Below are 25322 nucleotides of genomic sequence, written 5' to 3' on the forward strand. Positions count from 1 at the left end.
GTTCTGCAGGTAATGGGAAAAGCGGAAGGTTCATGGTCTAAGATAATGGAAACTTTAGACTATTACGGTATTCAATACGCCCCTAAAATGGTTTATCCAAGAGGCAAAGATATCTGTATGCCAAGATGTTGCATTGCGTATATTGATGGTGGATTTAAGCTTTGGTATAAAGGAAGATATTATGGTTCAGAAGTTGCAGAACAGCCTAAAATCGTCAGTTATCTGGAGATAGCTGTGCATGGGACGGAGTAACAAATTCAAGTTTGCGGTTCGCCATCACAGCGCCGAACGCGGATGCGGCCGGAGGGCCGACCATGGCGGCGCGGCGGTCTTTCTTCTCTCCGTCCTTACCATGCGGGACAGCTGGCGGGCCGGCGTTTCCGAACAGGAGCGGACGGAATTGGTTACAAGCGGCATTTACCAAATCAGCCGGAACCCGGCCTTCCTTGGTTTCGACCTTGTATATATTGGAATCCTGCTGATGTTCTTCAACTCGGCCCTGTTGGCGGCATCCGCCTTTGCCATCGGGATGCTCCATCTCCAGATTGTAAAGGTGGAAGAACCCTTTTTGGTATCCGCCTTCGGCACACCTTACCGGGAATATCAGCGGCAAGTGAACCGCTACCTGGGCAGAAGTAACCGTCAAATGCGTTTTGCAAACGGTCAAAAAGGGGCTTGAACATGAATCAAGGTATGATGCCGATCAGCAGAAAGAAAACGCTTGCAATCGTATTGGCAGTCTTCCTGCCTTGCGCTGTTGTGAAGGACATCGAATTTCTTGTGGTTAAGACCGACCAGACGATTCTGGCGGAAAACATCATCTGCAAGCTGTTCATCCTTGCGGTTCTCCTGATCGTTTTGCCGCGATTAGGGCTGAATTGGAAGGAGATAGGCTTTCGCAAAAGCGGGATTCTGAAAAGTGCGGGTTTGGGTCTGCTCTTGGGGGTAAGTACATTCTTCCTGTCCTATTTGACGGAATACCTTGTTCTCTCCGCAATGGGGAAAGCGGCGAATATTCAGTTTTTCATTACGAATTTCGCCCTGAAAGATCAGAACATCGGTGGGGCGTCCTTTGCGGCGGTCGTGATATGCATCATGGGAAATATCGTAAATGTATGGGCAGAGGAGGGATTGTTTCGGGGGTTCCTATTTCAGATGGCAAAAACGGCCTTCACGGAAAGACAAGGCAATCTGATCCAATCGCTGCTGTTTGGCCTGTGGCATATCGTGACGGTGATTGTATGCCTGCTGGACAGCCATGGTGCTGGATTTTCTGCCTTATAAAGTCCCGCAGGCGCCGCGCAAAAAGTTGGGTTTCATTCGTTACATCGTATTTGCGCTTTCCCTCCTGTTTGTGGCGGGCCTTTTTCTCGCGCGGGTCGGAGGGCTTGAACGGATCATGTTCTGGAGTTTTCTTGTCGGCAACCTTTTGTATTATGCCGTGGGGATCCTTTTGGCTTTCTGCTTCAAGGATAATCGGGCCTTTTGCAAATACATCTGTCCCATCACCGTATTCCTGAAGCCCATGAGCTATTTCTCCGCCATCCGGGTCAAGTGCAACAAGGACAAGTGCGTATCCTGCGGAACGTGCGAAAAGGTCTGCCCAATGAATGTGGAAGTGACGAACAATTCCCGGAAACGCCTCAACGGGACCGAGTGCATTTTATGTATGGAGTGCGTAAAGGCCTGCCCGAAAAAGGCGCTGTCATGAAACTGTGGATGTAAGGAGATGCAAAAATGAAACTTTCCAGACTGGGACTGTTCGGAGTGATCAGCCTGCTTTCCTATGCCGCGATGGTCGTTTTTTCTCCCTTGGCCTATCCGGGCTATGATTGGCTGAGCATGGCGGTGAGCGACCTGTCGGCGGTGGGCGCGCCGTCCGCAGCGCTGGCAAGCCGGCTGAACGCCCTGTTTGCCCCCTGCGGCATCGTATCCATTATGGCGGTGTGCGTGTCGATGGAGCACGTAAAGGAGAGGCTACTGCGCCTTGGCGTCTATCTTTTCTGCGCCATGGAATGGGTGTGCACCGTGGGATATGAACTGTTTCCGTGGGTAGCAGGAGCGGATGGGGCAGATCCGCAAAATATCATGCATTTGCTCGTGACGGTCCTGGTGGTCATTTTTTCGATTGCCTCCCTGGTACTGATCGCGTTGGGCGCAAGAAAAGGGGCCCATCATGTATTGTCGGTGTGGGCGGTCCTCTGCCTGGCGCTGATGCTGTTGGGGGCCGTGGGGACCGGCGTCATGCCCAAAGCTGTGTTTGGGCTATTTGAACGCTTCAGTACATTTGCAGCCGTGATATTCAACGCGGTGTTAGGCGGTTATCTTTTTATTGGGAACTTTGACCGGGATTTTGGGAGGGAAGGATATGACCCCTGATTTAAAAACAGAACGGCTGGTGCTCAGAACGGTCCGGAGCGAGGATGTCTTTCCCATCTTCATGTGCTGGATGCGGGACCCGGATGTGTCCAGATACATGTGGTGGAAGGCAAGCGACGACATAAATGAGGCCAGGAATTTCGTGCGCTTTGAGCTGGAGAACCTGGGAAACGACCGGTGGAACCGCTGGGTCATTGTTACCAAGGACAGAAAAGAGGTCATTGGGACCTGCTTGCTTTTTTGGAATGAAGAGGAAGGACACTTTGACATTTCCTATAACCTTGGAAAGAAATACTGGGGCAGGGGATACGTCACAGAGGCGATGAAGCGGGTGATGAGATATGGCGCGGAGGCGCTGGGGATGAAGGAGTGCGTGACGTCATGCGCCGAGGAGAACAAGGCCTCTGCCCGAGTCTTGGAAAAACTGGGGTTTCAATATGTAAAAGACATACCGTATGAATGCGGCGGGGGAGAGTTAATAACAACCGGGAAATTGTATTTATGGAGGCAGGGATGAAACCTGTATTTTGGAGAGGGCATCAAAAATGCTGCAAATTCCAGCTTGCAGAGAAAAACCGACCTGCATCCGCACTTCACCGGGAAACGGTTGAAAATGGAAATCAAGATAAACCAGAAAAGCCAGACGCTTAGACGCAGAGCTTCGCCTTCGGGCGGCTCTGCGTTTTTCTGAAACAGTCAAAGAAAGGTATGGTGTTCAACATGGGAAAACGGCTTTATAAGTCCAATCAAAACAAGATGCTCGACGGCGTGTGCGGTGGCATCGCGGAGTATTTCGGCATGGATCCCACCGTGGTGCGGCTGCTGTGGGTGCTCTTCTGCGCCCTGGGCGGCAGCGGCATTATCGCCTACATCATCGCGGCGGTCATCATCCCCCGGGACCCTAACCCAGTTTGATTTGAAACAGAAAGGAAGTATCCCCATGAAGACGCTGATCATCTGCGGATCCACCCACCACGGAAACACCAGGAAGCTGTGCGACGCCATTGCCGCCGCCGAGCCGGACGTAGACCTGCTCGAGGTCGGCCGGGGCCCGATCCCCTGGGAGGGGTACGGCCGCGTCGGCTTTGCCTCCGGCGTCGCCTTCGGCAAGCTCTATCCCGCCATCACCGAGGCGGCCCAGAGCATCCCGGCGGGCAAGGAGGTCTTTTTCCTCTATACCTGCGGAAAAAACAGCCGGGACTTTTCAGAGCAGCTCGCCGACGCCGTCAAGGCCCGGGGCTGTACGGTGCTGGGCAGTTACGGCTGCAAGGGGTTCGATACCTACGGGCCCTTTAAGCTCATCGGCGGCATCAACAAGGGCCACCCCGACCAGGCAGAGCGGGACGGGGCGGTGGCGTTCTACCGCGGGCTGAAAAACGATTGAAAGAGAAAGGAAGTATTCCCATGAAAACGTTAGAAACCATCCAAAAGACCTATAAGGTATTCAAGACCCTGGCCATGATCGCCATGATCCTGTCCTTCATTTGGGCGGGGCTCTCCCTGGCGGGTGTGCTGTGCGCCGCCGCGTGGCGCAACGGCGGCAACGTCATAGGCATTTCCGAAAGGGACGCGCTGAAGCTGACCCAGGCCGCCGGGCTTGAGCAGATGATCGGTATCCTGCTGGGTGACTTCGTATTCGCTTTGACGGACGGCCTTCTGTTTTTCTTCACCCACCGTTACTTAAAGCAGGAGTTGGCAGACGGGACGCCTTTCACGTTGGCAGGCGCCGAGCAGGTCAAAAGCCTGGGCATCAAGACCATCGTGATGCCCCTGGTGGCGGCGATTGTCTCCGCGGTGGTCTGCGAGTGCTTTGCCATGAGCCATCCCAGCGACCGTGGCAACGGTGTCACGCTGGCGCTGGGCATTGCCCTGATTCTCTTTTCCCTGGTGCTCCGCCACGGGGCGGAACTGTTTGAGGGTTTACAGACAGAAGGCTGTAGCGATGAAAAAGAATAATATGATTTTGAAAATAGTAGACATTGTCCTTTTCGCGGGAGGGATCGTTTTTTGCATCGCTGCGATTTGCGGACATAAACCCGCTTATCCGGTGGCCGCATGCTGCTTTTTTGCGGCGATTGCAGTCATGTCTGCAATGAATAAGGATAAAGGGGAGAAATGAAAATGTACAAAAAGATCATTGTCATGCTTATACCGGCCGCTGTGGCGCTGGGCGCGTTGATTTTGTCCTCCCTGGTCCTGCGCCCCGGCTCGGAGCTGCGGGAAGGGGGCGGCGAGAGATGAAAGCATCTACAAAGTATGTCATCACCGCCTACCTGATCTTCTGGGCTATGGTGCTGGGCCTTTGCGGCGCCGCCTCCATGGCCTTTCACGCCCCGCCCCTGGTGATGCGGTGGCTGTCCAACCTCTGCGCCTGGTCGCCCACTATTGTTCTGCTGGTGATGTTCAAGCGCCTTCTGCCCGGAATCACCGTCCGGGATTTTTACAAAAACGCCTTTTCCGGCAGACTGCGCCCCGGCCTGCTGGCTCTGCTGGCCGTGGCCGTGGCGGGCGGCATGGTGATCTCCGCTCTGCTCACCGGTCTGCTGCACAGCGCCCAGGGCAAGGACCTCGCGCCGCTGTTCAGCCGGGGATCATACCCCATCCCCCTGACGGTGATTCTCTCCCTCCTGTCCGGCCCCACCGGGGAGGAAGCGGGCTGGCGGGGGTACCTCCGCCCGGAGCTGGAAAAGCGCCTGGGCTTCTGGAAGGGCGCGATAACGGGAGGCGTCATCTGGGCCTTCTGGCACACCGTGCTCTGGTTTGTGGACTCGGACTTCACCGGCTGGAGCATGGTGGTGTACATCATTTCCAACGTGGTGGTCATGACCGCCCTCAACATCATCATGTGCTGTGTGCTGGAGAAGCACAATAACCTGGCCTACGCCATCTGGATCCACCTGTGCTTCAACCTCACTTACTGCTTCATCCAGGCCGACGTCTGGTTCTATGTGGTCATGACGGCGGTGTTTGCCCTTCTTGCGGCGGTTTGGGCCCTGGCGCGGCAGAGGTACATATCGAAAAATCATAGCAATTAGGAGAAATCATTATGGAAATCATCGCAATCATCATCAAATATGGGTTTATTCTTGTGGTCCTGACCGCCGTTCTCTATGTTGTGGTCAAGAAAGCGGTCAAGGATGCCCTGGACGAACGTGAGGAAAACAAAAAATGAAGGTTGGATAAAGAACAAAATTCAAAATGGCAAGGATAAAAACGCAACGCATATCCCCCGAGGATATGCCAGAGCCGGTAGGTAGCCCGGCCGCCCCATCGTGACGATGGGGTAAGTAACCTTCCCTCCCGGGTCGTCCGTTCTTTGCTTCGGTAGATTTGGGAGGAGTGCTTTCTATGGATATCGATCACAGTAAGCTGACGGTGTTTTTTGAAAAACCGTTCTGGGTTGGTGCGGTCGAACGGATCGAGGATGGAAAATTGTCCGTTTCCAAGATCACGTTCGGCGCTGAGCCAAAGGACTATGAGGTTTATGCGTTCCTACTGCGGCACTACTATGACCTGAAATTCAGCCCTGCCGTTGCCGCTGTGGAGAAGTAAGCAAAAAAGAATCCGAAACGAGTACAGCGGGAAGTGAGAAAGCAACTGGCTGAAACCGGGATCAGCACAAGATCACAGCAGGCGTTGCAATTGCAGCGGGAGGAAACGAAGCTCCAACATCGGCAGATCAGCAAGGCCGAAAAGGAAGCGGAAAAGCAGCGCCGGTTTGATTTGAAACAAGAGAAACGAAAGGAAAAACATAGGGGCCGATAGTATCAGTGTGATTTGCAAAAAAAGAAGAACGAGTGACTGGAAAAGAGGGACACTTTATGGCGACCAGTAAGGATTATCTGAATTTTATTTTGGAGCAGCTGTCGGGATTGCCGGAGATCGCCTACCGACAAGCCTTTGGCGAGTACATGATCTACTACCGGGGAAAGACGGCGGCCTACCTGTGCGACAACCGGTTGCTGGTCAAGCCGATACCCGCCGCCATCCGCATGATGCCGGACGCCCGCTATGAGCCGCCCTACGAGGGTGGAAAGGATATGCTGCTGGTGGAGAACGTGGATGACCGGGACTTTCTGGCGGCGCTGTTTACCGCCATGGAGCCGGAGCTCCCGGAGAAGAAAGAGAGAAAGCGAGGAACACGGAAATGAATCAGAGAAACCGGGCCTGGAAAGCCCCTGTTCTGTTTGCCCTGTGCCTGCTGCCCTTTGCCGCCGTGGGCGGGTGGTGTACCGGCAGTTACTCCCTGGCCTCCTTCCCGGAGGAGCTGCACCAGAGCGTGCTGGCCCAGGCGGGCGGCGCTATGCCGTTGTACTTCCTGACTGCCATTCAGAGCGCCATGCTGGCCTTCGTCTGCGGTGCGGTGGGTTATGTCCTCTCCCGTGCCGTGGGCCTGATGCGCCCGTTAGGGCTGAAAAAGGACAAGCTGCTCCCCACCCTGTGGGTCACCCTGGGTTGCGGAGCGTTTTTCTCTCTGGACTACTGGACCTTTGGCCGGTGGTTGCCCCAGGTGCGGGAGAGCTACGAAAGCGGCCTTCTCACCCGGCGGCTGGACAACTGGCTGTCCTCCACCCTCTACGGTGGGATCATCGAGGAAGTCCTACTCCGCCTGTTCCTGATGTCCCTTGTGGCGTTCCTGATCTGGAAGCTGTTTTTCAGAAATTGTAATAGAGAGGAGATCCCCCAGGGCGTTTTCATCGCAGCCAACATCCTTTGCGCCCTGCTGTTCGCGGCGGGACATCTGCCCGCCACCGTCGCCATGTTTGGCGCCCTCACGCCCTTGGTGGTGGTCCGCTGTTTCCTGCTCAACGGCGGCCTGGGTCTGGCTTTCGGCTGGCTCTACCGCAGGTACGGCATCCAGTACGCTATGATGGGCCACGCCGGAGCACATGTGGGTTCCAAGTTGGTCTGGCTGATGTTGACATAGACGGGAAAATCAGGCAGAATGTGATAAAGTGAAATGGGGGAAGGGCATGAACAAAGAATTATTGGTACAGGCACTCACAAAATATCTTGCGGGCCTGGCCGCGGTCGCCCTGCTGCTCTTTCTGAGCGCCGGAACGCTTAAATATTGGAACGGCTGGCTGTTTCTGGGCATTTTATTTGTCCCCATGCTCGTGCTGGGCGTTTTCCTGTTGATGAAAGACCCCGAGCTGCTGCAAAAACGCCTCCAAACAAAGGAGACCGAGCCGGAACAAAAGCGGATCGTGCTCCTCAGCGGCGTGATGTTTTTGGCCGGCTTCATCCTGTGCGGGCTGAACGCCCGCTTTTCCTGGCTGGTCATGCCGAAATGGACGGCGGTGTTCTCTGCCGCCGTCTTTCTTGCCGGCTATGCCCTGTATGCCCGGGTCATGCGGGAAAACGAATACCTGTCCAGGACTGTGGAGGTCCAGACGGGACAGAAGGTGGTGGACACCGGGCTGTACGGTGTTGTCCGGCACCCCATGTATCTGGCTACATTGTTGCTGTTTTTATCCACGCCCCTTGTCCTGGGGTCTCCGCTCTCCTTTCTGATCTTTCTGATTTACCCTTGGATCCTGGTCAAGCGGATCCAAAACGAGGAACAGGTACTGGAGGAGCAGTTGGAGGGTTACCGGGAATACAAAAAGAAGGTCAGGTACAAATTGATCCCGCTGATTTGGTAGACGAAAAGCCAGGGGAGGGGACCGATGCCTATTTGCGTTCAGGACGTCAACCGTTACGCCAATGGGAAGATAGTGCAACCAATGAAAGAATGATCCACCCCTCATCTATACCACCGGACAAAGGTGAGGGGTGCTTTGCTGCCAATTATTTGAACGGCGATCCTATTGTAACAAGCCCTTAATAAACTGCCTTTGTTGTGATACGCCTTATCAAAGAAGTAGGCCGCAGGCGGTTTGTAACCGTCTGCGGCCTTGCTCTATGCCTTATTTAGTTCCTCCCGCAGCCGTTCGATCAGCTCCGCCTTTTCCTCCGCGCTCTTTGTGCCCTCCAGAAGCAAGAGCGTGGTGTCCCTCCGGGCGGCGGCAACCTCCACCCAAGCGTTGAACTCCTCCCGGCTCATGTTGCCCTTCATCACACGGGCGTAGTATTTTTTGTACGCCCGCTTGTAGAGCTTCCAGGCGTCGTCCTCCTGGAGCTTTTTCTCAAACACAGCCCTGGCCCCGGCCTCCCGGCAGGTCCTGTGTTCCTCACCGGGAGCGAGGCGCTCACAGTACATGGCCCGGTCGCCCTGCTCATGGAGGAACCAGCGTCCACACAGGCGGCACTGGCGCGGCGCGTTGCCTCGGAGGATGGCCTTGCCCAGCTCCACATAGAGAAAGTCCCGCAGAGAGGAAAAGACGTACCGTTCTACCATGTCGCCCGCATCGCCCTCGACGGGGTGGAACGCAAAGCACAGGTCGCAGTCGGCGGCGGTCCTCTCAGGCTGGAGGAACAGATCCGCGTCCACCGGCTCCTCCCGGACGTAGGGCTGGAGATGGCCGCCAAAGGTGCGGAGCTGCTGCTCCAGCTCCCGCATCAGCGGGATGCCGTCGTCCGCAACCTCCCCGATGTCCTCGCCAATGAAAAACGCCGTCACCCCGGCGCCGTATTTGAACGGCCCTTGGTCGCCGATCCAGTATCCCGCGCTGGCAAAGGCTACAGTCAGCGGGAAGGTCAGTTTTGGGAAACTCATGTCGCGTCCTCCTGAATAGACGATTTATTTTTATATGGCTATTGACAACTATTCTGGCTCATGTTATAGTCTACTCACGGATAGACTATACACTACGACAAGCAGATTGTCAACCCCAAAACGAAAGGACGTGAGCAACCAATGAAAGAGTCCAAGTATAACTCCTACGACGACCTGCCCCTGTTCCTCAACGCCGAGTCGGTCTCCAAGGTGCTGGGGTGTCGCCCAGCAGCAGCTACGAGCTGATGCATGAGCCGGGATTTCCAGTCCTGAAAATCGGCAACCGCATGGTAGTGCCCAAGGAGAAGTTCATCCAGTGGGTGGAGGAGCACACGGGAGGTGGTAGTCAGTGAGACAACACGCAGCCATGATCGGCTGGCCCCGGCGGGATCCCATCAAGAACTACTTTCCACTGCCCAACGTGATCTATCATCTGGAGCTGTCGGCGGGAGCTATCGCCGTCTACGGTTATCTGCTCCACATTGAGGACCGCAAGACCTACCAGTGCTACGCCAGCTACAAAACGATCGGCCGGGCGGTGCGGATGAGCGTCAACACGGTGGCAAAGTATGTGCGGGAGCTGGAGGACAGGAAGCTCATCCACACGGAGCCAACCATGGTCCGAAGGGAGGACGGCACACCTCGAAACGGCACACTCCTCTACACCATCCTACCCATTCAGTGCGCGGTGGATGAGTACCACCAGCGGCAGCTCCACCAAGCCGAACTGGACGCTCAACGCAGACGCAGCCTGGAACTCCAAGGGGAATACGACCGCCGTCACCCCACAGCGGCCCCGTGTGGCCCTTCCAGCTATACAGAGGGGTAAGACCCCACCCGGCCCTGCGAGGGGCGCAAGGGAGCCGGTTGGAGGAAAGGCAGGAGAAAGCCCCGGCGCTTTTCTGCGCCGGGACGTTCACACCGCCCCGCAGTGCGGGGCAGTTACGGGCAAAGCGGCAGGCGCTTTTTCTGGGGCTGGGGTCGGCGAATGGCGCTTGCCTGTCCAAAAGAGCGGGAAAGTCCCGCCGTTGCGGGATTTGTCCTGACGCTATTCTGAAAAAACGGAGGTTTTTGAGCATGAGCGAAGAAAAGCACCGACACACGGTCTGGCTAACCGACGAAGCCTGGACTGAGGTGCAGAAGCACTACAAGGAGGACAACTGCTCCACGCTGAACGAGTATATCGAGAAGGCGATCCGATTCTACTCGGGCTACCTGGACACAGAGGGAGCGGACGAGTACCTCCCCCGTGTCCTCGCCGGGATACTGGACGGCAAGCTGGGCGCGCTGGGTGACCGCGTCGGGCGGCTGCTGTTCAAACTGGCGGTGGACGATGCGGTGATGGCCAACCTGGTGGCCGCCGCCTCAAGCGCTGACCTGGACACGCTGAGAAGACTCCGGGCCCGGTGTGTCCGGGAGGTCAAGGAGACCAACGGTCAGGTCTCCTTCGAGGACGCACTGAAGTATCAGAAAGGGCTGGAGTGAGATGACGGGCCTGATCCAAAAGAGCGGCTACATCAAACCGGGCGGCGGTGGCGCCGGGAACTACGCAAAGTACATCGCCACCCGTGACGGAGTGGAGATGGTGACGGAGGATGTGCAGACCGGCGACAAGTACATGAAGTACATCGCCCAGCGTCCCCGGTCTCACGGTCTGTTCTCTGCCGAGCCCGTGACTGACCTGGAGAAAACGATGGAGGAAGTGAGCAACCACCCCGCTCCCGTCTGGACGTTTATCTACTCCCTGAAACGTGAGGACGCTGCCCGGCTGGGCTACGACTCCGCGGAGAGCTGGCGGCGGCTCCTCACCGCTCATCAGGTGGAGCTGGCCGAGGCCATGAAGATCCCGCCCAAGGACCTCCGCTGGTGCGCCGCCTTCCACGACGAGAAGCACCACCCCCACGTCCACATGATGGTCTGGTCGGCGGACCCGAAGCAGGGCTACCTCACCGAAAAGGGTATCGAGAAGATGCGCTCTAAGCTGACCAATGAGATCTTCCGGGACGAGATGCTGTCGCTCTATCAGCAGAAGGACCTGCCCTACAAGGAGGTCACCCAGACCGCCCAAGACGCCATGCGGGAACTGGTGCAAGAGATGGAGTCCTCCCTCTGCGCCAGCCCGGTCATCGAGCAGAAGATGGCTGCGCTGGCCGATGCGCTCAAGGACACGAAGGGCAAGAAGGTCTACGGCTACCTGAAGAAACCGGCCAAGAAACTGGTGGACGAGATCGTGGACGAGTTGGCCGCGCTCCCGCAGGTGGCGGAGTGCTATGAAGTCTGGAACCACCTGCGGGATGAGGTGGAGAACTACTACAAGGACACGCCCAGAGAGTGGCTGCCGCTCTCTCAGCAAAAGGAATTCAAGGCCATCAAGAACATGGTCATCCGGGAGGCGGAGGGCATCCGCCTGGGCGCGGTGACCTTCGAGGACGAGCAGATGGCGGACGAGACCTGGGAGGAGGAAGAAGATGCGCCCGCCTTCCAGTCCCTCTGGCAGATGGTGGCAACCTATCAGGAGGCCAAGGAAGTCCTCTATGCTGAGGATGCCTCGTGGGTAGAGATGGAGAACGCCGTCCACACCCTGGAGCAACTCTGGGACGCCGGCTTCACGGTGGCGGCACATCAACTGGGCAAGTGCTGGCGGGATGGTCTCGGCGTGATGCCGGACGATGAAAAAGCGGAAACGTGGCTCCGCAAGTCCGCCGAGGCGGGCAACGACTTCTCCCAATACGCTTTGGGAAAGCTGCTCCAACAAGAGAAGCGTATCAAGGAAGCGGTGCAGTGGTACGAAAAAGCCTCCGCCCAGAGGAACCAGTACGCCGACTATCAATTGGGGAAGTTGTATCTTCAGGGTGAGGACGTGCCCAAGGATATACCAAAGGCCATCGGTTACCTCACCGCATCCGCCGAGAGCGGCAACCAGTACGCGCAGTACACCCTGGGCAAGCTGTACCTCATGGGACAGGATATACAACAGGACAGAGAAATGGCCTGGTACTGGTTCACCCAGTCCGCTGACCAGGGCAACCAGTTCGCCCAATTCTTCCTGGACCACTTTCAACAGATTGGCAGACCCTCGGTGTTCCTGGCGGCAACCAAACTGCTCCACCACCTGGCCCAGACCTTCCGTCAAGACACAGTCCCACCCAAGGCTCCAGTGGGATTGGAGCCGGTAGATAGAAAACTGCGGGCCAAAATCAGAGAGAAGAAAATCGCCATGGGCCACAAGCCCGACGACCATGAGGAGCAGCAGATGGGCTGGGGCGGGATGACCATGTGACCGACTCAGATATTGCGCCGCAATTCAAAGAAAAGCCTCTGCAGAAAAATATGTCTGGTTAGATAACTCTGCGGTTTTCCCCTGGCTTTATCAAACCCGTTGCCCTATTGTTAGGTTTGCAAATACCCGCCCAGCGGGAGAAATGGAGGCAACGTATATGAAAACGAAGCAGAGCATCATCGCATTGACAGCAGGGGTCCTCATGGGAGCCAGCATGGTGGGATCGGTGGCCGGCGCAGCCGAGGAGTACCTCCAGGCCAAGAGAAGTACCCAGCAATTTTTCGTGGATGGTCAGCGGGTGGAACTGGAAGCCTATGCCATCGGCGGTCACAACTATGTGAAGCTCCGGGATGAGGGGCGGCTGGTGGACTTCGGTGTGGACTATGACACCGTCACCAACTCCGTGCGAATCAGTACGGCAACACCCTACAGCCCAGAAGCCAAGACTCCGACCACCAAAGGAACGGTAGCACTCCCCACAGATGGCTCCCGGTATGTTCCCAAGGAGGGTGACGTGGTGCGCTGCGATGACGGCTACGAGTACGCCATCACCGATGTGTCCCGGTGGGATGCCAACGCCTTTGCGGACGGCCCGCTGGGAGCATTGCCCACTCCCACCTGCGACTGGTCCCTGCTGAATCAGCCGGTGCTGCCGGACATGGAGGTGCGGCACTACAACATCAACGGCGAGGAGTATCTGTTCATCCGCAACCTCTATGAGACCCGGCGGATGCTCTACACCCTCTACAACGCCATCGGGGCCAATGAGCAGACATGGCGGGACGGAGCCCCGGTACTCCGAAAGGGCGGCACACAGTTTGTCCGCATAGAACTGTCCATCCCCAAAGGCTCCAACCCACAGGCATTCTGGCCCTGGAAGCCGGAGCGGCTCACCGAGGTATTCAACTCCTGCCCTCCAGGGACCTATCAGATGGAGGCCTGGGACGTATATAAGAACGGCGTGTTCCAAAAAACAGAATATGACTTGAGAGTTAAATGATACAGTGTTTCCAAAGAAAGACCCTGCAGAAAAATGTGTCTGTTCTGATAACTTTGCCCCGGCCCGGTGGCTTTCCGGGCCGGGGTGTGGTATTGTGTCTTGCTGAAAAGGGGGCACACACAATGCTGAAACACATGAGAGAACTGCAAAAGGGACTAATTCCCACGCCAGGCCATACCGAGGAACTGGCCAAGATCGAGCAGATATTTAATGAGCTGAAGCCCAAACTGGAATGCGGCGGTGCCCGCCTCCGCTGTCTCCTGGACGTTGAGGAGAAGCTCCGGGAGGAAGTGGCCGAGGAAAACTTTACCGCTGGGTTTGCCCTGGGCTGGGAGATCAGAAAAGAATTGCAGGATGCCAAAGTTCTCTCCGCACTTGGTGGGGAGGCCTCCGGCACTGTTATATCGTAAGAAGGGAGGTAACAAGCATGGCAAAACGCAGGCCCTCCGGGGATGGTATGGTGCGAAAGACGCCGAGCGGAAGATGGGAGGGCCGAATCGTAGTAGGCCACAAGAAAAACGGGCCGCCCATTTTCCGCTATGTCTACGCGGCTACCCAGCGGGAACTGCTGGATAAGCTCCATCGAGCCATCGAGAACTACCAAGACGTGGAGTTGACGGAGGACTGCTCCTTAACACTGGGGGAGTGGCTGGACCGCTGGTTGGAGGAATACAAGACGGAAACGGTCCGTTCCAGCACACTCAGTGGGTATCGAGGCTATGCCAGAAATTACATCAAGCCCATCTTGGGGGATAAGGCCATTTCTAAAATCACCCCGGCGGATGTGCAGGAGATGTACAACCAACTGAAAGACCATGGACGCGTACAGAAAGATGATATCCACGGGCAAGGCTTGGCTGACGCCACGATCAACCGGATCCATTCCATGCTCCATTTGGCCATGAAGGATGCGGAGACTGTTCATATCATTGCTCAAAATCCTCTGGATCAAGTGGCCAACCCAAAACCCAACTACAAGCCGATGCAGATCCTCAATGAAGAACAACTGGATGCGTTCATGGCTGAGGTACAGAAGGATGAACAGTGGCGGGACTTTTTCTATACGGAACTGACCATTGGCCTGCGCCGGGGCGAGATCTGCGGCCTAAAATGGGAGGACTTTGATGAGACGGCGGGGACGCTAAAAGTACAACGTTCCGCAAGCGTGAAGAAAGCAGGCGAACTGGTGGTAGGGGAGACCAAGACTGACCGGGGCACCAGGAAGATCATCCTGCCTCCCACCACGGCAAATATCCTCCGGGAGAGAAAGAAAGCGGCATTGACGGAGTGGATATTTCCCAATCCCCTTCACCCGGAGGAGCCCATGAGCCCAGGGAGAGCCTACAACCATATGAAAACTCTGCTAAAGCGGGCGGGGCTGCCATCCATCCGCTTCCACGATCTGCGTCACACCTTCGCCACCCACGCGCTGGCGTCAGGGGTGGACGCAAAGACGCTTGCCAGTATCTTAGGCCACACCAACGCCAGCTTTACCCTGGATACTTACACCCATGTGACCGGCGATATGCAAAAGCGTGCCGCTGAGATCGTGGGCGATTTTATGGCCGATATCTTCGGAGAGGAGCTGAAACCGTGGCAAGAAAGCGAAAAAGCGGCCAAGGCACAGTCCGCCTGAGAAAAGACGGCCGCTGGGAGGGCCGCATAGTCGTTGGCTACGATGACCGGGGCTATCCCAAGACAAAAAATGTCACAGCGAAAACCAAGGCGGAGTGTGAGCAAAAGCTAAAAGCCCTGATACAAAGCCGCACACCGCAGAATAAGACCAGGATCACGCCGGATATGCCCTTCGGGGAGTGGTTGGATCACTGGTATCAGACCTACTCCAAGCCTCACATTCGGCTGTCAACCCAGGCGGCCTATGAGACGGACGTCTATCTCCATGTGATCCCGGAGATTGGGCACATCCCGCTGGACAAGTTGACGCAGAACGACCTCCAGCAGTTTTACGCCAGACTGAAAAAAGGCGGCAATCTGAAAGATAAGGCTGGCGTGTCCAACGGGGTGGTTCGAGCCTGTCACGGGAAATGCCGCTCTGCCTTAGAGAAGGCCAAGGCGGAGGGACTGATCAAGAAAAACCCTGCCATTGGCTGTAAACTCCCACCGAAAAAGGCCAGAGAAATGCAGGTGCTGACCCGCGAGGAGATGCAGAGGTTCCTCATCCAAGCGAAGGAGGAAGGCTATTACGAAGCCTTCCTCCTGGAACTGGCGACCGGAATGCGGCGAGGAGAACTGATGGCACTCCAATGGAATGATTTTAATATGGCCACGGGAGAACTTCATATCTGCCGCCAGGTTTGCCGGGTAAAAGGCAAACTGAGTATCTCCAAACCGAAAACCAAAGGCTCGGTGCGGAGCGTGATCTTGCCTCCCGCTGTGGTGCAGGCTTTGAAGGAGTATAAAAAGACAGTACACTCTCGCTGGCTGTTCCCGTCCCCAGTGAAGGAGGATATGCCTATCGACCCGGCCAACATCCGTCAGCGGCTTCACATCGTCCTGGAACACGCCCAGTGTAAACAGGTGCGTTTCCACGATCTCCGCCACACCTTTGCCACCAACGCCTTGGCTAACGGCATGGACGTCAAAACCCTGTCCACCATCATTGGCCATGTGTCCTCTGCCACTACACTGAACATTTACGCCCACACAACAGAGGAGATGCAGCGGCAGGCCGCCGCCAACATCGACCGGGGCATAGGGAAGGCGGAAGCGCAGGAGGCAGCGGTTCAGCCCACTGCCAAGACGATGGCAACATTCCAGGCATATAAGGGCAAAAAGCGAAAGTCCGGCACCGGCTACCTCAAAGAGATAAAACCCGGCCTTTGGGAAGGACGATACTCCCCGGTGTGGCCTGACGGCAAGAAGCACTCCCGGGATGTCTACGGCAAAACCAAAGAGGAGTGCGAGACCAAGCTGGCAGAACTGATTACTCAAATGAAAAAGGAGATCGCCGCAGTCAAAGCCAAACGGCAACCCATCCCAGACGGTATCAGCAAAAAGGAACGAGCCGTGATGGATTATATGAAAGCCCATCCGGAGGTTACCAATAAGAGCCAAATCGCAAAAGGCGCTGGGGTAAACAGATCTACGGTTCAGAGGCATTACGATAAAATACGAGAAATAATTATTGAATATTAATTATAAATTCTTGGCTTTTTGCAACGCAGATGCCACGTTTAATAATAAAGCACTGAACAGAGTGTGCACCAGAATATGCAGTCGCTTCATGTCTGCCATTGGTACCAACATCAGAGTCCTCAAAACCACCTCGAAGACAATTTGCCCGTTGAGCTTCTATGCCTGTATTAACAATTTGCCATTTTACACTATAAGGGGGCTTGATGCCTGTCAATGCTTTGAATAGTAAGGAGCATCCCTTCTCTAAAGGAAGTCCATTATTAGTGTATTCAATTTGTACCCCATTTGGATTTGTAACATAAACAGCAATAAACGCAGCACCACCGCGCTGTACAGGCCATATCAGGCGTTGGCGATGTGGAGCAGTAATGCACATTTGCAAATTTGATAGGGCAATGCTGTTGTTAGAGGAGTCTCCCTTAGGAAACTCTGAGCCAAGAATTGTGCGCCATGTATCATTTGTCGTGCCTTCGGTATTGAGCAAATTTATATGTTCTTCTATTTTTTCAATAAATGCCGAAAAATCATCTACAGAGTAACTCGATAGCAAATCATTTTCAGTGACTTTAGCAGAGGGGTCGTTGATCACTGGATTTATTCCACGGGCAACGTAGCCTTCCTTGTATGCAGAAATGATGTTTTGCATGGTTGCTATAAAAAAGTCTTCCGTGGAAAGTGTACAATCGCCAAGATTATCTGCTATGATTTTTTCTAACGTAATACCTTTAGGGTATTTTCTGTCAGTGGGACAATTGGTGCGCCGCCACCATTTAAAGATTTTTACAAGGTGCTTATACTCATCATTATTTTCTTTGTTAACCTCAGTAGACCATGCTTTATGACCTTTCGGATCAGTTAAGGTCCAATCGCCAAACTCTGAGTCTCCAATGTAATACAGTTGATCATCAGTTTCATCTACAATTACCGGAACGACATCAATGCTTATTCCACTCATATCGATACCGACAGAATGGTGTTGAACTTCAGCGGAGGAGTAGTCACTTTTTTCAGCCAAAACATCTCTAAGCTCATTTAACACATCGATGGAGCTTTTTGAAGAAGAATATGCAGTTACGACTATGATATCGACGTCCCGCTTTTTATCTCCAGAAGCTGGGCGAATAGAAGTGTGTTTGGCATAGGAACCAGACAAGAATGTATCAATGTGGATGTCCTTGTAGCTTTCGTGGTTTTTTAGATAGCTCCGCAAATTGGTGTGGATGCTACTAATGTATGAAACCGTTGTTGCGCTCGGCTCGATGTTTTTCAAAAAAGCATCAAAATCTGCTTGTTTTGCCATAACCCAGAATACTCCTTTATGTACTCTTATATAGGCTGCTTTTGATTATGTTTGCGTATTTTGTATAATCGATAGCCGGAACAGTACCAATGTCTTGCAGCCTTTTTAAAAGGTTAAGTAGCAAGAAGACGAGAGAATCATTTTTTTCACAAAACCGAATGGCTGGAATTTGTTTTGCATCATACTGCGATATAAATATATTATTATCAACAACAAATGTGTTGTCAGAAATAGAACACACAAAATCCAACCGTTTGTTATGATCAGTTGCATTGATATATTGGGTAACTTTAGGTGCTATTGGGGTAGCCCAGTCACTTTTAGTAGTCAGCACCCCAGCAAGGATTTCGTGCAGTGGTTTAGGGTCATAGTGTCCGCCTGCGTGTTGAATAGGGGCCGATGAACGAAATAGTGAACGGACACTTTCTGCCTTTCCTTGAGCATACTCCATGTGTTCCTTATTAAGATTTTGCTTAACCTCAAATATCGCATATACACTTTCCGCAGGGATAAGTTTGCTATCTTGCTGTTGAAACACTAAATAGGAATACTGTGCATCATAAATTACCAAATCAATCTGATCGCTACATTTTCCAGTTGAATCTATAATAATGGCCTTGTCAACTTTATACCGGGAGGGGAGATATTTACAAAACCATTCAATCCAGTTAACTTCGGTGTTATCGCCTTTAGTTCCAGGGTGTGTAAATGCCGCTGCTCCCGTTCGAAGTGTCTGCAGCATTTCAGTTTGCATTTCAGAATACAGTTGCGAGATATTAATATCTGGCATCAATTGCACCCCCCATATTACTTATAAGTATATCAGGGTTTCAATACATTTTCAACTCAATGTATACCTATGTCTAATTATCAGGAAAGCATGGTAGATTACCTAAATCTTAATACTTAATAGAAGAAAGCCCTCCAGGACTTTTGCACTGGAGGGCTTCTTGGTCCGAGTGGAGAGACTTGAACTCTCGGCCTCGACATCCCAAACGGTTGAACTAAATTTTTTATAGCAATTTCTAATTGCTTTTGGCAGTTTCCACTCGTTTTTCATTACTCTTTGACGCTCTTAAATCCACTGTTTCCGAGTGTTCCGGCTCTGACTGTGGTCAAATATGTGGTCAAAAACGCTTCCTGACCAGGGACAGCAGTAATCGCTGGTCCCGGCCAGGAAGCGTTTTTCTGTGAGACGAGTTACTCGATTTCAAGCAGTTGTTCGGCGGCATTGATTGCCGCCCGCTTGTCGCGGATATGAGGTTCATCGTACGACTTCCTACGACACATGTAGCAGGAACAATGGATCTTCCCCTTGGAAAATCGTCCTGTGGCGCCGCGAGCCCACGCACGAACATCCTCTTTGCCCCCAAGCTGGCGGAGGATCTTTTCCTTGCAATGAATCACACACTTACGTTGCTTACGATAGTAACTGCGGCTTCTGTTCAATTGTGCTCACTCCTTGACAGTTCGGGCCGCCTGCAAGAGTCGTCAAGGAAACATGCTCTCTTACAGGCAACCTATCTGCCAAAGGGAAAATGAATGATAATTCATAGCTTTTGGCCTTCCTTTTTGGGGCTATTGTAGCGCTTTGTGATGGAGAAGTCAAGGCGGTTGTGGGAAGGCTTCCTCTTCAATTTTTGCGTCGCAATATACAAAGAATAAGCAGCTTTTCTTCCTTCTGGCTAAGTCTCAGGGGATCCCACAAGTCAAAAACTAAAAATCGTGTGGATTTATCATTTTCTTGCATTTTGAGATAGAACGTGCTATCATAATATACAACGCTGTTGAGTGTTGTAGGCCTTGGCAGCGTAGAGCCGCACGGACCGAATGCTCTGCCAAAAGGCAGAGCATTTTTGCATATCAGGAGGAATTCGTTTTATGGCTGTCAGTTATAAAAAGCTTTGGAAGCTGCTTATCGACAAGGATATGAAGAAGAAGGACCTGTGCGCAAAGGCAGGCATCAGCCCGGCATCCGTCACCAAGATGGGACGAAACGGCCATGTTACTACGGAGATTCTCCTGAAGATCTGCACTGCGCTGGATTGCCAGATTGAGGATATCATGGAGATTGTGCCTGACGAAAACGTGAAGTAAGGCGATGGGAGCATTTGTTGATGAAAGCTGTAAACAACACTGGTCAGAGTGGAGTTCTGGTCTTAAAGATTGACGAAGACGATGTAAATACTGTGTTAATGAACACGGATGTAAACAGTGAGGGCTTACTCCAATATGCATATGATAATTTTGCCATTGTGTTTTCTGAGAATATTCTGGAATATGCATTTGCATACGCAGATATCCCAAGGGATCAGATTACAAGAAAGCAAAGAGAAGCAGCCCAAAGCCTTCTTAAGCTTTATGAGGTAGAAAAACTTAGGGATTATCTTGAACACGATATTCCGGAAGAGAATTGGGATAAAACATTTTTGAGTTGGTATGAAAGAAAAGGTGTGTTCGGAGAAATCATTCTGCACATAATTTTGAAGGAATTCAAACACACAATCCCGCTTATTTCGAAAATGTATTTTAAAGATTCCTTTTCGCAAGAAGCGAAGGGATTTGATGCCGTACATGTTAGCCAAGATGGTTCAACATTGTGGTTGGGTGAAACTAAGTTTTATAAAGCGTGGAAAACGCAGGGTGTTGTAAAAGGTGGTATTGATGAACTTGTCGAGGACTTGAAAAAACATGTCACTAAGGACTACCTTTCTGAGCAATATGTCATTATCAAGCGAGGATTGGAGGCTCAGCTTGAGCATCCGGAAAGAGCAGTATGGATTGAAAAACTGAGCAAACCTATTCTTCTAAAGGATGTGTTTCAATATATTCGCATACCGCTTCTATGTATTTATGAAGACGATGTTGCAATGGATTATCTAAAAGCAATTGACGATGCAGCAAGGGATTCCGGAATTATAACCCATACAACGACACTTCGCGATTATTACAATTCGATCAATACATGTCTCTATCACGAGCGGATTCAAACCGTGTTGATTCTTATGCCTATTGAAGCGAAGAAAAAGTTAGTGAAATGTATGCTTGAGAAAATCTGGCACATGCAAAATATCTGACAGGAGGCAGTTATGGATTTTTTCCATCGAATTGATAATATTGCCTTGTTAGACCCCATAGATCACTTCGAGTTGTTCCAATCTATTTCCAATGCCTTAAATTCAAGGAATCCCGAAACTCAGGCCACAGGAAGAAACCACTTGATAAAAGTGATCGATGTGTGGGAAAGTGTTCCAACCACACTGAAACCTATGTGGGAAGACCTTATCGAAGCGGTTGGATTCTACCCCTATATCGAAAAATATAAGATGACACTGACTGATCTTGATGCTCGTATACGGCGAGAATACCATAAGTCAGATTATATCTCCAATAAGAGTTTACACAGTAAGCAAAAAGAACTATCCGACTTAGTTCTTTCAAAGAGAAATGTAATCGTAAGTGCACCCACCAGTTTCGGCAAAAGCTTATTGATTGAAGAGATTGTTGCCAGTGGAATATATACGAATATTGTCATTATTCAACCGACATTGGCACTGCTCGACGAAACCCGAATAAAGTTAAAACACTATTCAAATCAGTATAAAATAATTGTTAGAACATCTCAGCAAGCTTCTACTGAAAAGGGGAATATTTTCTTGCTGACTGCAGAGCGAGTACTGGAATACCCTGATATGCCCAATATTGATTTGCTTATTATCGACGAGTTTTACAAGCTAAGCAAGCAACGAGAAGACAATAGAGCTAATATATTAAACATCGCTTTTCTTCGTTTAACAAAGAATCCATCCTGCCGTTTCTATTTGTTGGGGCCTAATATTGATAATATTTCTCCTGGTTTCTTAGAGAAGTATGATGCTGTCTTTTATAAGACCGACTATTCTCTGGTCTATACAGAAACGGAGAATCTCTATGATAGCGTAAAGAAAAAATCAGGCGGTAAAGTGTCATTTGAAGATATTTTTTCTGTTTTGGACAAAACAGAAGATCAATCTCTAATTTTTTGCTCATCACCGTCTACGGCTCGAAAGTTGGCATTCACTTATTGTAAGCACCTGGAAGAACAAGGCATTCAACGAAATGTAAGCATACCATTGATTCAATGGATCCATGAAAATCTTAGTGTTGAGTGGTCGCTGGTACACTGCCTCGCAAATGAAATCGGAATCCACGATGGCTCTATGCCGAAACACATTACGACGTCGACTATTAAGTATTTCAATGACCGCAGACTGAGATTCTTATTTTGTACCAATACCATTATCGAGGGTGTTAATACCTCTGCGAAAAACGTGATCTATTATGACGACAAAATCGGTACTCGTGATGTTGATTACTTTGACTATTCCAATATACGTGGACGAGCTGGTCGCTTGATGGAACATTGTATCGGTCGAGTAATAAACCTGAAAAAGCCACCCCAGGCAAAAGAGATGTCTGTTGACATTCCTGCATATACCCAAAATCCTATTGATGATGAAGTGCTGGTGAACATTGAAGAAAGTGAAGTCAAACCATTCAATGCGGATCGGTATCAACGTTTTGAAAGCTTGCCAGAGAAATTAAAGATCATTTTGAAACGCAACGCTGTGTCAATTAGGGATCAGCTTGAACTGCTTCCTATTATTCGAAAAATGATGCTTGATCCGAAGAGTAAAAGCGATATTGTTTGGAGTGATTTGCGGGATAAAAACCTCTACGCTCATCTTTATGTTATATTCGAATTGGTGAAGGAGCGTTTTGTTGAAGGAAATGATAAGAATGTGCTCATTTCGACGAAATGGATGGCGCGGCAAACAGTCAGCTACATTTACAACAAAAATATTCGACAGATGATTGATGACCGCGTGGCCTATTACGCAAAAGAACATCTTAGAAAAGAAAACCCCGATTTCATAGATGCATATTTTTCCTTGAAACAATTTGCTACTAAATGTCCCGAAGTAGCAAGACAACTTGCAGATGAAGCGGTTGAAACGATTTTCAGATTCCAGAAAAACTGGCTGCAATACAAAATCCCTAAATGGTTGAATGTTGTTGATTCGCTACAGAAATATATTGCTACAGAATTAAGTATTCAAGCAGGAGATTATTCATTCATAGCTGAAGCAATTGAAAACGAATTTACTGACGCTAATATTCGCATTCTTACCGAATTTGGTGTCCCCAGTTCTGCTATTAAAAAGATACTTGACCGTTATGGACATCATCTAAAAGATCTGACCGAAGACCAAGTAGTTGCGGCTATCGTTCGGAATCGACAACTGATTAATCGTAGCCTGACTGCGTATGAGATTGAAGCGTTAGAACGGTGTTTGTAAGGAGCATTGGGCCACAGAAACTATACCCAGAAAATGATTTCTATTCAAGAAAATGCACATGGAAGGATACATAAACGGATATGGATGCACGGAAAGGAAATATTTACGAGATATTAAACGGAAACAAGCAATTCTTAATTCCCGTATATCAGCGTTACTACAGCTGGGATATTGAGCAGTGCAGGCGTCTGTGGAATGATATCGTCGAGATGCAAAAGAAGAAAAAGGTTGGCCATTTTGTCGGTTCAATTGTCAACATAGCGGAGCAGGCTATGCCAACAGGTGTCCAGAAGTACATGATCATTGACGGACAGCAGAGAATGACCACCCTTACCCTTCTCCTGCTTGCGCTCAGAGACTATGCAATCCAAAATCCCATTGATACGACAATTAACGCCCGCCGTATCGATAATATGCTTTTAAAGAATGAGTACGAGGTTGGCGACGAACGGTATAAGCTTTTGTTGACTGAAACCGACCGGGATATTCTCACAAAACTGGTGGAAAAAAAGCCTATTACCGAAGATACAAAATCGAAGTTGCTGGATAACTACCGCTTTTTCGCAGGAAAAATCGCTGACAGAGAACTACTTCCGGCAGAGATCTATGAATCGATCGGAAAACTGCAAATCGTCAATATTACATTAGACCGAGCAGTAGATGATGCCCAGGCAATCTTTGAAAGTCTGAATTCTACCGGGAAAGAACTATCTGAGTCAGATTTGATACGGAACTATGTATTGATGGGGCTGGAACCCTTTGAACAGACCTATGTCTATGAGTATCTATGGCGGCCGATGGAGTTGTTGTTTGTCTATGATACTCAGGATTCTGCCATGGACAGATTTTTCCGTGATTATCTGACCATGAAACTGACCCGTATCCCCAAGCAGGGGCGTGTGTATGAGGAGTTCAAACTGTATCACCTGAATTGTGAGTTTGGCACGATACGAGAACTTTGTCAGGACCTGTTGACCTATGCAAAGTATTATACAGATATTGTTTTCAAGCGAAGTTCAAATCCAGTTCTAAAGGCACTTTATGAGGATATCATCGACCTGAGGATGGAGGTTTCTTATCCTTTCTTACTTAAGGTACATAATGACTTTGCAGAGAGGATTATCACACAAGATGAACTGTTTGAAATTATCCGCCTTTGTATCAGCTATGTGTTCAGAAGAAGCATCTGTGACATTCCCACGAATTCTCTCAACAAGACATTTGCGACGCTGAGAAATGAAATTCGTACCGATGATTATCTGAACTCCATAAAAGCATATTTTGTGCTGCGGGACGGTTATAAAGAGTTCCCGAATGACGAGAGATTTACTGCGGCATTTAAAACAAGGGATATTTACAATATGAGGTCCCGGAACTTTATTTTGAGTCAGTTGGAGAACTTTGGAAACAAAGCCCCTATCCGAATCGAGAATTACACAATTGAGCACATCATGCCACAAAACAGCAATTTGAGCTCTGAATGGCAAGTGATGCTTGGCACCAACTGGAAAGAGATACAAAAAATATATCTGCACACCATTGGAAACCTGACTCTCACCGCCTATAACTCTGAGATGAGCGATCATTCTTTCCTAACAAAACTGGATATGGAAGGTGGATTCAAAGAAAGCGCTCTACGGCTGAATGGCTTTGTTGTAAAGCAAACAGAATGGACCGAGGAAACGATCAGGGAGCGGGCTCAACTTCTGGCAGACAGGGCTAAACAGATTTGGGCGTTTCCGGCGATAACAGAGGCCGAACTTGCGCCTTATTGCGCTGAGAAAAAAACTGCGGAACGGTATAGCTTGGCTACTTATGATACTAATGCTTTCACAAAAATATTATTTGAAACACTGGATCGTCGCATTCAAAACTTGTCACCTGATGTAAAACGTGAATTTAAGAAACTGTATGTGGCATATAAACTGGATACGAACTTTGCGGATATTGTTTTTCAGAAACAACGGCTTCGTATTTCTGTGAATATGAAGTTTTCAGAAGTTCTCGATCCTAAAGGCATCTGCAGAGATATCACCGGCCTTGGTCGCTGGGGGAATGGTGATGTAGAGCTCTTTATGGAGCACACATCAGATATCGATCAGGTCATGGAAATTATTGAGCAGTCGTTCCGGCTCCAGTCCGATGGTGAGTAAACTTTTTCCATACTGCTTTGCGTAAATAGTTTTACATCAGTAAAACAGACCAGAGAC

28 protein-coding genes and 4 pseudogenes are annotated in these 25322 nt (G+C 50.8%); 29 read left to right on the plus strand and 3 right to left on the minus strand.

The features are described 5' to 3' along the window. The 17 genes and pseudogenes from Q0Z69_RS12200 to Q0Z69_RS12280 form a co-directional block, all read left to right on the plus strand. Positions 1-252: pseudogene (locus Q0Z69_RS12200) on the plus strand (hypothetical protein); the annotation flags it as partial. After that, a complete protein-coding gene (locus Q0Z69_RS12205) occupies positions 239-679 on the plus strand; it encodes an isoprenylcysteine carboxylmethyltransferase family protein (RefSeq protein WP_367272313.1) in 441 nt (146 codons plus the stop codon). The pseudogene Q0Z69_RS12200 and the gene Q0Z69_RS12205, both read left to right, overlap by 14 nt. A gap of 317 nt (positions 680-996) precedes the next feature. After that, positions 997-1284, plus strand: coding sequence for a CPBP family intramembrane glutamic endopeptidase (locus Q0Z69_RS12210; protein WP_298034017.1), 288 nt, complete (start codon positions 997-999; stop codon positions 1282-1284). After that, positions 1241-1711, plus strand: a pseudogene (locus Q0Z69_RS12215) (4Fe-4S binding protein); the annotation flags it as partial. The gene Q0Z69_RS12210 and the pseudogene Q0Z69_RS12215, both read left to right, overlap by 44 nt. A gap of 26 nt (positions 1712-1737) precedes the next feature. Beyond that, on the plus strand, positions 1738-2379 hold the full coding sequence (locus Q0Z69_RS12220) for a DUF998 domain-containing protein (protein ID WP_298033933.1): 642 nt from the start codon (positions 1738-1740) through the stop codon (positions 2377-2379). Then, positions 2369-2896, plus strand: a complete 528-nt coding sequence (locus Q0Z69_RS12225; RefSeq protein WP_298033936.1) for a GNAT family N-acetyltransferase — start codon at positions 2369-2371, stop codon at positions 2894-2896. The genes Q0Z69_RS12220 and Q0Z69_RS12225 overlap by 11 nt, the downstream gene beginning before the upstream one ends. Next, complete coding sequence (locus Q0Z69_RS12230) at positions 2893-3030, plus strand: hypothetical protein (RefSeq protein WP_298033938.1); 138 nt, start codon at positions 2893-2895, stop codon at positions 3028-3030. The genes Q0Z69_RS12225 and Q0Z69_RS12230 overlap by 4 nt, the downstream gene beginning before the upstream one ends. 69 nt (positions 3031-3099) lie before the next feature. After that, positions 3100-3294: a PspC domain-containing protein gene (locus Q0Z69_RS12235; RefSeq protein ID WP_298033941.1), complete on the plus strand. Its 195-nt coding sequence runs from the start codon at positions 3100-3102 to the stop codon at positions 3292-3294. A 25-nt stretch (positions 3295-3319) separates the two neighbouring features. Further along, positions 3320-3763 (plus strand): flavodoxin, encoded by a 444-nt coding sequence (locus Q0Z69_RS12240; RefSeq protein WP_298033943.1) that lies wholly within the window; start codon positions 3320-3322, stop codon positions 3761-3763. Between the two features lie 20 nt (positions 3764-3783). After that, positions 3784-4335: a hypothetical protein gene (locus Q0Z69_RS12245; RefSeq protein ID WP_298033946.1), complete on the plus strand. Its 552-nt coding sequence runs from the start codon at positions 3784-3786 to the stop codon at positions 4333-4335. Beyond that, positions 4322-4498: a hypothetical protein gene (locus Q0Z69_RS12250; RefSeq protein ID WP_298033949.1), complete on the plus strand. Its 177-nt coding sequence runs from the start codon at positions 4322-4324 to the stop codon at positions 4496-4498. Before Q0Z69_RS12245 ends, Q0Z69_RS12250 begins: the two co-directional genes overlap by 14 nt. A gap of 118 nt (positions 4499-4616) precedes the next feature. Continuing rightward, positions 4617-5414 (plus strand): CPBP family intramembrane glutamic endopeptidase, encoded by a 798-nt coding sequence (locus tag Q0Z69_RS12255; protein ID WP_298033952.1) that lies wholly within the window; start codon positions 4617-4619, stop codon positions 5412-5414. A gap of 11 nt (positions 5415-5425) precedes the next feature. Continuing rightward, positions 5426-5551: a hypothetical protein gene (locus tag Q0Z69_RS12260; RefSeq protein WP_298033954.1), complete on the plus strand. Its 126-nt coding sequence runs from the start codon at positions 5426-5428 to the stop codon at positions 5549-5551. 176 nt (positions 5552-5727) lie between these two features. After that, positions 5728-6144: pseudogene (locus tag Q0Z69_RS12265) on the plus strand (YjdF family protein). Positions 6145-6200: 56 nt separating this feature from the next. After that, on the plus strand, positions 6201-6530 hold the full coding sequence (locus tag Q0Z69_RS12270; protein ID WP_298033957.1) for a competence protein TfoX: 330 nt from the start codon (positions 6201-6203) through the stop codon (positions 6528-6530). Further along, the gene (locus tag Q0Z69_RS12275) at positions 6527-7306 is read left to right on the plus strand and encodes a CPBP family intramembrane glutamic endopeptidase (protein ID WP_298033960.1); all 780 of its coding nucleotides are present in this window, start codon (positions 6527-6529) and stop codon (positions 7304-7306) included. The genes Q0Z69_RS12270 and Q0Z69_RS12275 overlap by 4 nt, the downstream gene beginning before the upstream one ends. A 46-nt stretch (positions 7307-7352) precedes the next feature. Continuing rightward, positions 7353-8024, plus strand: a complete 672-nt coding sequence (locus Q0Z69_RS12280) for an isoprenylcysteine carboxylmethyltransferase family protein (protein WP_298033962.1) — start codon at positions 7353-7355, stop codon at positions 8022-8024. Positions 8025-8281: 257 nt separating this feature from the next. Here the strand turns inward: Q0Z69_RS12280 and Q0Z69_RS12285 are convergent, their stop codons facing one another. Continuing rightward, complete coding sequence (locus tag Q0Z69_RS12285; RefSeq protein ID WP_298033965.1) at positions 8282-9037, minus strand: DUF6076 domain-containing protein; 756 nt, start codon at positions 9035-9037, stop codon at positions 8282-8284. A 141-nt stretch (positions 9038-9178) separates the two neighbouring features. On the opposite strand from Q0Z69_RS12285, the pseudogene Q0Z69_RS12290 reads away from it, so the two are divergent. The 8 genes and pseudogenes from Q0Z69_RS12290 (at position 9179) to Q0Z69_RS12325 (ending at position 16473) form a co-directional block, all read left to right on the plus strand. Next, positions 9179-9390 (plus strand): annotated as a pseudogene (locus Q0Z69_RS12290) (helix-turn-helix transcriptional regulator). Next, complete coding sequence (locus Q0Z69_RS12295) at positions 9387-9866, plus strand: helix-turn-helix domain-containing protein (protein WP_298033968.1); 480 nt, start codon at positions 9387-9389, stop codon at positions 9864-9866. Before Q0Z69_RS12290 ends, Q0Z69_RS12295 begins: the two are co-directional and overlap by 4 nt. A gap of 38 nt (positions 9867-9904) precedes the next feature. Continuing rightward, positions 9905-10522, plus strand: coding sequence for a hypothetical protein (locus Q0Z69_RS12300; protein WP_298033971.1), 618 nt, complete (start codon positions 9905-9907; stop codon positions 10520-10522). Position 10523: 1 nt separating this feature from the next. After that, a complete protein-coding gene (gene mobP3 / locus Q0Z69_RS12305) occupies positions 10524-12317 on the plus strand; it encodes a MobP3 family relaxase (RefSeq protein WP_298033973.1) in 1794 nt (597 codons plus the stop codon). 157 nt (positions 12318-12474) lie between these two features. Then, the gene (locus Q0Z69_RS12310; protein WP_298033976.1) at positions 12475-13317 is read left to right on the plus strand and encodes a hypothetical protein; all 843 of its coding nucleotides are present in this window, start codon (positions 12475-12477) and stop codon (positions 13315-13317) included. Positions 13318-13439: 122 nt separating this feature from the next. Beyond that, positions 13440-13727 carry a hypothetical protein gene (locus Q0Z69_RS12315; protein WP_298033979.1) on the plus strand — a complete coding sequence of 96 codons (288 nt, stop codon included), beginning with the start codon at positions 13440-13442 and terminating at the stop codon, positions 13725-13727. A 17-nt stretch (positions 13728-13744) separates the two neighbouring features. Beyond that, the gene (locus Q0Z69_RS12320) at positions 13745-14953 is read left to right on the plus strand and encodes a site-specific integrase (protein WP_298033982.1); all 1209 of its coding nucleotides are present in this window, start codon (positions 13745-13747) and stop codon (positions 14951-14953) included. After that, entirely contained in the window at positions 14911-16473 is a 1563-nt protein-coding gene (locus Q0Z69_RS12325) for a tyrosine-type recombinase/integrase (protein WP_298033985.1), read from the plus strand. The genes Q0Z69_RS12320 and Q0Z69_RS12325 overlap by 43 nt, the downstream gene beginning before the upstream one ends. On the opposite strand, the gene Q0Z69_RS12330 is transcribed toward Q0Z69_RS12325, so the two are convergent. After that, on the minus strand, positions 16460-17773 hold the full coding sequence (locus Q0Z69_RS12330) for an SMODS domain-containing nucleotidyltransferase (protein WP_298033987.1): 1314 nt from the start codon (positions 17771-17773) through the stop codon (positions 16460-16462). The genes Q0Z69_RS12325 and Q0Z69_RS12330 overlap by 14 nt on opposite strands. Before the next feature lie 16 nt (positions 17774-17789). Beyond that, positions 17790-18563 carry a DUF6602 domain-containing protein gene (locus tag Q0Z69_RS12335; protein ID WP_298033989.1) on the minus strand — a complete coding sequence of 258 codons (774 nt, stop codon included), beginning with the start codon at positions 18561-18563 and terminating at the stop codon, positions 17790-17792. A gap of 1091 nt (positions 18564-19654) precedes the next feature. Here Q0Z69_RS12335 and Q0Z69_RS12340 point away from each other — a divergent pair. The 4 genes from Q0Z69_RS12340 (at position 19655) to Q0Z69_RS12355 (ending at position 25265) form a co-directional block, all read left to right on the plus strand. Next, positions 19655-19870, plus strand: coding sequence for a helix-turn-helix transcriptional regulator (locus tag Q0Z69_RS12340; RefSeq protein ID WP_298033991.1), 216 nt, complete (start codon positions 19655-19657; stop codon positions 19868-19870). A 20-nt stretch (positions 19871-19890) separates the two neighbouring features. Further along, entirely contained in the window at positions 19891-20850 is a 960-nt protein-coding gene (locus Q0Z69_RS12345) for a DUF1837 domain-containing protein (RefSeq protein WP_298033994.1), read from the plus strand. Between the two features lie 12 nt (positions 20851-20862). After that, the gene (locus tag Q0Z69_RS12350; protein WP_298033996.1) at positions 20863-23112 is read left to right on the plus strand and encodes a DEAD/DEAH box helicase; all 2250 of its coding nucleotides are present in this window, start codon (positions 20863-20865) and stop codon (positions 23110-23112) included. An 80-nt stretch (positions 23113-23192) separates the two neighbouring features. Further along, the gene (locus Q0Z69_RS12355; RefSeq protein WP_298033999.1) at positions 23193-25265 is read left to right on the plus strand and encodes a DUF262 and DUF1524 domain-containing protein; all 2073 of its coding nucleotides are present in this window, start codon (positions 23193-23195) and stop codon (positions 25263-25265) included. The last annotated feature ends 57 nt before the right edge of the window (positions 25266-25322 follow it).

The organism is uncultured Dysosmobacter sp. (genome assembly GCF_947631165.1).
Lineage (GTDB): Bacteria > Bacillota > Clostridia > Oscillospirales > Oscillospiraceae > Oscillibacter.